Below are 4,351 nucleotides of genomic sequence, written 5' to 3' on the forward strand. Positions count from 1 at the left end.
CCGCGCTCGACGAAGCACTCGCCCGTCAACGCCGCCTGGCTGACCGCCTTCCTCGCGCAGTCCGACGCCGATCGGCTCTACCATCTGTCGGCGCTCGTCATCTTCATGAACCACACGGCCGCGCGCGTCTCCGAGGCGATTGAATTGACCGGGGAGTGGGTCGACTTCCGCACCCGCACCGCGACGCTGGTGCGGACGAAGACCGATCGTATGGCGAAGCGGGTTCTGACCGACGAGCTGGTCTTTCGCCTCCACAATCTCGGCCTGCGCGAGGGCGAGCGCGTGTTCCGCTACACGAACCGCGCCTCGGTCAACGAGCGTATCCGCGCCGTCTGCCGACGCGCCAGGATCGACTTCCGGCCGACGCACTCGGTCGGTCGCCACTCGTTCGCGACGAACGCCATGAACCTCGGTCTCGGCATCAAGACGGCCATGGAGGCGGGCGGGTGGCGATCGTCAAAGGTCTTCTTGGAGACCTACACCCATTCGGAGAACGCCGGTCGCATCGTCGCCGAGCGCTTCAATCTGCAACGGTACGGCGGGATGTAGCCTGCCGAACCCTCAACCATCCCAACTGCCCGGCCACCGCGCCGGGCTTTTTTCTTGCCCGGAGATAATCATGACCCTCGTCGCCAACTGGCGCCGGGTGCTGAAGCGCGCCTGGTCACTGCGCTTCATCGCGCTCGCATTTGCCCTGATCGCTATCGATGTCGCACTGCCTGCGTTCGAGGAAGCGCTTGGCTTGCCGCCTCGCGCTTTCGCTGTCCTGTCCGGCCTGTGCTCGGCTGCGGCCTTCGTCGCGCGCTTCGTTCCGCAGCCTTCTATTTCCGAGGGCAAGCAGTGAGCGCCGCCGGGAAGGGTGGGCGCGTCGCCCGCGTGAAAAGCCGCTATCTTGCCGGCGGCGCCGCCGGTGCTGCGCTCCTTGCCTTCGCCACGACCTACACGTCCGGTTGGGAGGGCACGAGCTACAAGGCCTATCTCGACACGATCGCCCAGCCGCCGGTCTGGACGATCTGCCAGGGCGACACCTACGGCGTGAAACCCGGCATGGTCGAGACCAAAGCCGGCTGCGCCGTGCGCCTGCAGCGCCAGATCCTCGAGCACGAGGCGCGCATGCTGTCCTGCGCGCCCGAGCTGCTGAAGGTGCCCGGCGAGACCTACGTCGCGATCAACGATTGGGCCTACAACGCCGGCACCGGCGCGGCCTGCCGTTCGTCCCTGATTCGCAAGGTGAAGGCGGGCGACCTGCGCGGCGCCTGCAACGAACTCAGCCGTTGGGTCTTCGCCGGCGGCAAGGTCGTGAAGGGCCTCGCCAATCGCCGCGTGAACGGACTGCCGGGGCTTATCAGCAACCGCGCGCTGTGCCTGCGGGGGCTCGGCTGATGGGCGCCCTTGAAGCCATCAAGGCCGCGATCGTCCTCGTCGTCGGGATCGTCCTCGGCTGGCTCGTGGCAGGGCTCTACGCCGATCTCGTGTCGCTGCCGGCGGCGCGTGAGGCCGGTGCGGTCTACGAGCGCGGGATCTGGGAAGCTCGCCAGCGCGAGGCCGAGGCGAAAGCAGAGACGGATCGCCGCGCTGCGCAGTCCCGCATCGACGCGATCGAGCGCGACTTCCACCAGCGCGAGGCCGAGCGCCTCGCGGAACTCTCCAACCTTGAAGCTGCCCTCGACCAGGAGGCCAACCGTGTCCCGATCCCGTCTACCGCTGACCGCGGCGCTGTTGCTTGCCGCCCTGCCGTTCCTCGGGGCCTGCGCGACGCGCTCGACGGTATCGGTCGCGCCACGCCTCGCAGCGATCCCGCAGGCGCTCCTGCTGCCTTGCGCTGACGCGGCAGAGCTACCCGAGCGCGATCTGACAACGGCCGAGACCGTGCGGCTGTGGGGCAGGGACCGGCAAACGCTCGGCGTCTGTCGCGACCGGCATTCGGCACTCGCGCGCTCGGTTGGGGAAATTCAATCTCAGGGCGTGCCCTGACGCATCCATGCATACCCGAAAGGCATTCAGAGAATGAACCAGAACCAGGAGCCGGACATGCTCACGCGGTGGATTACCAACAACGTTGCCGTGCTGCTGACTGGTGCAATCCTCACCGGCGGCGGGATCGCGGGCTACACCAGCCTGCAGAACAAGGTCGAGTATCTCGACGCCTACCGTGAGGAGCGGACGAAGGTCGTCGATACGAAACTCGCCGAGGTTGGGGCGGCCGCCGCTGCTATGCCGAACCTCGTGTATCGCGTCGCTGCAGCTGAAGAGGCACTGAAGGCGACCAACGCTCGGGTCGATGTGAGCCTGACAAACATCAGCGCTCGGCTCGCCGAGATCAATCAGGGTCTGGGTTCTCTTTCGACCCAGGTGGCTGTTTTGACGCAGCGCTTCGATCAGTCGGGACCGGAGCGCCGGTCGAGCCTGCAGCCGCCTCGATAGCTCGTAGCCGTTCGAGTTCGCGCGCGATGTTGTCCACCGCGCGCTCCCATCCTTCCAACCGCCGCTCTTCGGTGATGATCGCCGGCACATGCACGCTGCGGATGCCGTGCGATCTACGGGCGAGGAAGGTGCGCCATGGGTTGTTGTCGCTCATGGCGTCAGGTCCTTCCGACTTCGCGGATCGTTCGGCCTCGGGCGGTCAGGCGAAACCATACCGTGCCGCGCCAGCCGGACGATGCCTCGACCAGACCCATGCGCGAGAGTTCGTAGCAGGCGACAAGCACGGCGTCCGATAGTTGCTCGGCCTCCTGGCCCACGCTGTCCATGTGACCGTGGCCGTCATCGAGCCGCACGAGCGCGCGGATCTGGATCGGTGTCAGCTTGGAGAGATGCGGCATCGGTGTCCCCTTTTCGATCTTGTCGAATCGTCCGAACGTTCTCTATCCGTTCTCGATGCCCCCGCGCGACAACCATGGCCTGTTTCTTGATGACGCTCAACGGCTCGGCCTGGTCGTCGAGGTCGCATGCAACTTCTGCCGGACCACCCGCTACTACAGCCCGGCCGACATGCGGATGCTTCTCGGGAACGTCGAGGTGGACAGTCTACGCCGGCGCCTGAAGTGCGAGGATTGCGGGAAGCGCGATTACGTCGAGGTCATAGGCAAGGACCTTCCAGCGCACGAGAAGAACGGGAAGGTGCTGCGGAAGCTGACGATGATTCAGGTGCTCAGACGGCCGGTCTGGAAGGACGTGCCGATGTGATTTCCGGCCGTGGCCAACAGGCTGGCTAACGCCCTTGGCTAACGTGTCTGCAAAGGCCTGTAAAATAACGGTCCGGGTGGGCCCGGCAGGACTCGAACCTGTACAAAATGCTTCAGCCTCTCAAGCGCGTTAAAAAGATTTCTGCTTAAATCGTTAGGAGATCGATTCGCAGGGTAAGCAAATGGCGAAAGATGCCGAAACGCCGACAGGTCGCAAATCTGCGGAGACTCCGAAGATATGCTTCGTAATGATGCCGATCTCCGACGTCGATGGTTATCCCGCTGGCCATTTTCGCGAAGTATACGCTCAACTGATTGAGCCAGCAGTGACCCAGGCTGGGTATGAATGCAGCCTCGCTACGTCGACGAACTCCGCTCACATGATCCATTTGGATGTCGTTACCAAGGTTGCAACTGCCGATTTGTGCATCTGCGACATGTCGACAAACAATCCTAATGTTATGTTTGAGTATGGAATACGCCAGGCTTTTGATAAGCCAACGGTTCTCATTCGCGATAGCATTACGACTAGAATATTCGACGTAAATGGATTCAGAGATATAACTTACGATCATACGCTGAGAATTGGAAACATTCTATCCGCGAGAGCTTCGATAACGAAAGCTATTGAAGAAACGGTGGCGGGAAATGCGGACGGATCGCAGGTTTTTTCCCTAGTAAAATTGATGCAAATTACCAAAGCTGCGATGCCAAGTGGAGACCTGTCGCCAGACGATGCCAGATTTGCGCTTTTAGAAAGAAAGCTGGATGCTATTGTTCAGGCTGTGACGCCTGAAAAGATACAGCAGCCCAGAAATCTCGTATTAAATGAAATCGCGAATTGGGTGGACATGGACAAAACTCCATCAATGCGAGTTGGAAAAACGACCATAAGTTTCAATAAAAACTCTATAACAGTCAGGCCTGGCGGTGGAATGATTCATAGATTTGCAAACATGGCTTCCCTTGAGGGCAGCGACTTTTGGAAAAGTCTATCGCCAACTGCGCAAAATGATATTGTTCGCTCTATCGCCACCTTTTCACCTGATTTTTCTTCGTTCTGAATGTTGAAGGCGTAGAGACTTTCCTCATTGGAACGACCCCCAGACAGATCAAAGACTTGACAGAAATTCCTAATCTGGGGGTCGTAGGTTCGAATCCTACTG

8 protein-coding genes are annotated in these 4,351 nt (G+C 61.0%); 7 read left to right on the forward strand and 1 reads right to left on the reverse strand.

Going from position 1 to position 4,351, the window contains the following annotated elements:
• The 5 genes from BM175_RS22175 to BM175_RS22195 form a co-directional block, all read left to right on the forward strand.
• A partial coding sequence (locus BM175_RS22175) for a tyrosine-type recombinase/integrase (protein ID WP_175526982.1) occupies positions 1 to 549 on the forward strand: 549 nt, incomplete at its 5' end.
• Positions 550 to 619: 70 nt separating this feature from the next.
• Complete coding sequence (locus tag BM175_RS22180) at positions 620 to 844, forward strand: DUF7940 domain-containing protein (RefSeq protein WP_090966978.1); 225 nt, start codon at positions 620 to 622, stop codon at positions 842 to 844.
• The gene (locus tag BM175_RS22185; RefSeq protein ID WP_210185827.1) at positions 841 to 1,383 is read left to right on the forward strand and encodes a lysozyme; all 543 of its coding nucleotides are present in this window, start codon (positions 841 to 843) and stop codon (positions 1,381 to 1,383) included. Before BM175_RS22180 ends, BM175_RS22185 begins: the two co-directional genes overlap by 4 nt.
• The gene (locus BM175_RS22190) at positions 1,383 to 1,826 is read left to right on the forward strand and encodes a hypothetical protein (RefSeq protein WP_090966980.1); all 444 of its coding nucleotides are present in this window, start codon (positions 1,383 to 1,385) and stop codon (positions 1,824 to 1,826) included. The genes BM175_RS22185 and BM175_RS22190 overlap by 1 nt, the downstream gene beginning before the upstream one ends.
• Before the next feature lie 181 nt (positions 1,827 to 2,007).
• Positions 2,008 to 2,424: a hypothetical protein gene (locus tag BM175_RS22195; protein WP_090966982.1), complete on the forward strand. Its 417-nt coding sequence runs from the start codon at positions 2,008 to 2,010 to the stop codon at positions 2,422 to 2,424.
• Positions 2,425 to 2,582: 158 nt separating this feature from the next.
• Here BM175_RS22195 and BM175_RS22200 read toward each other — a convergent pair whose 3' ends face one another.
• Positions 2,583 to 2,822 carry a hypothetical protein gene (locus BM175_RS22200; RefSeq protein WP_090966984.1) on the reverse strand — a complete coding sequence of 80 codons (240 nt, stop codon included), beginning with the start codon at positions 2,820 to 2,822 and terminating at the stop codon, positions 2,583 to 2,585.
• A 55-nt stretch (positions 2,823 to 2,877) separates the two neighbouring features.
• Between BM175_RS22200 and BM175_RS22205 the strand changes: the two genes are divergently transcribed.
• Positions 2,878 to 3,186, forward strand: a complete 309-nt coding sequence (locus BM175_RS22205; RefSeq protein WP_175526983.1) for a hypothetical protein — start codon at positions 2,878 to 2,880, stop codon at positions 3,184 to 3,186.
• A gap of 181 nt (positions 3,187 to 3,367) precedes the next feature.
• Entirely contained in the window at positions 3,368 to 4,249 is an 882-nt protein-coding gene (locus BM175_RS22560) for a hypothetical protein (RefSeq protein ID WP_139224776.1), read from the forward strand.
• Positions 4,250 to 4,351 lie beyond the last annotated feature (102 nt).

It is taken from the genome of Aureimonas phyllosphaerae, from assembly GCF_900113065.1.
In the GTDB taxonomy this organism is placed as follows: domain Bacteria; phylum Pseudomonadota; class Alphaproteobacteria; order Rhizobiales; family Rhizobiaceae; genus Aureimonas; species Aureimonas phyllosphaerae.

Bases quoted from the DNA above. Each gene is read 5' to 3' on its own strand.
- BM175_RS22195 (WP_090966982.1), top strand. From the start codon at position 2,008: ATGAACCAGAACCAGGAGCCGGACATGCTCACGCGGTGGATTACCAAC.
- BM175_RS22190 (WP_090966980.1), top strand. From the start codon at position 1,383: ATGGGCGCCCTTGAAGCCATCAAGGCCGCGATCGTCCTCGTCGTCGGG.
- BM175_RS22205 (WP_175526983.1), top strand. From the start codon at position 2,878: ATGCCCCCGCGCGACAACCATGGCCTGTTTCTTGATGACGCTCAACGG.
- BM175_RS22560 (WP_139224776.1), top strand. From the start codon at position 3,368: ATGGCGAAAGATGCCGAAACGCCGACAGGTCGCAAATCTGCGGAGACT.
- BM175_RS22200 (WP_090966984.1), bottom strand. From the start codon at position 2,822: ATGCCGCATCTCTCCAAGCTGACACCGATCCAGATCCGCGCGCTCGTG.
- BM175_RS22180 (WP_090966978.1), top strand. From the start codon at position 620: ATGACCCTCGTCGCCAACTGGCGCCGGGTGCTGAAGCGCGCCTGGTCA.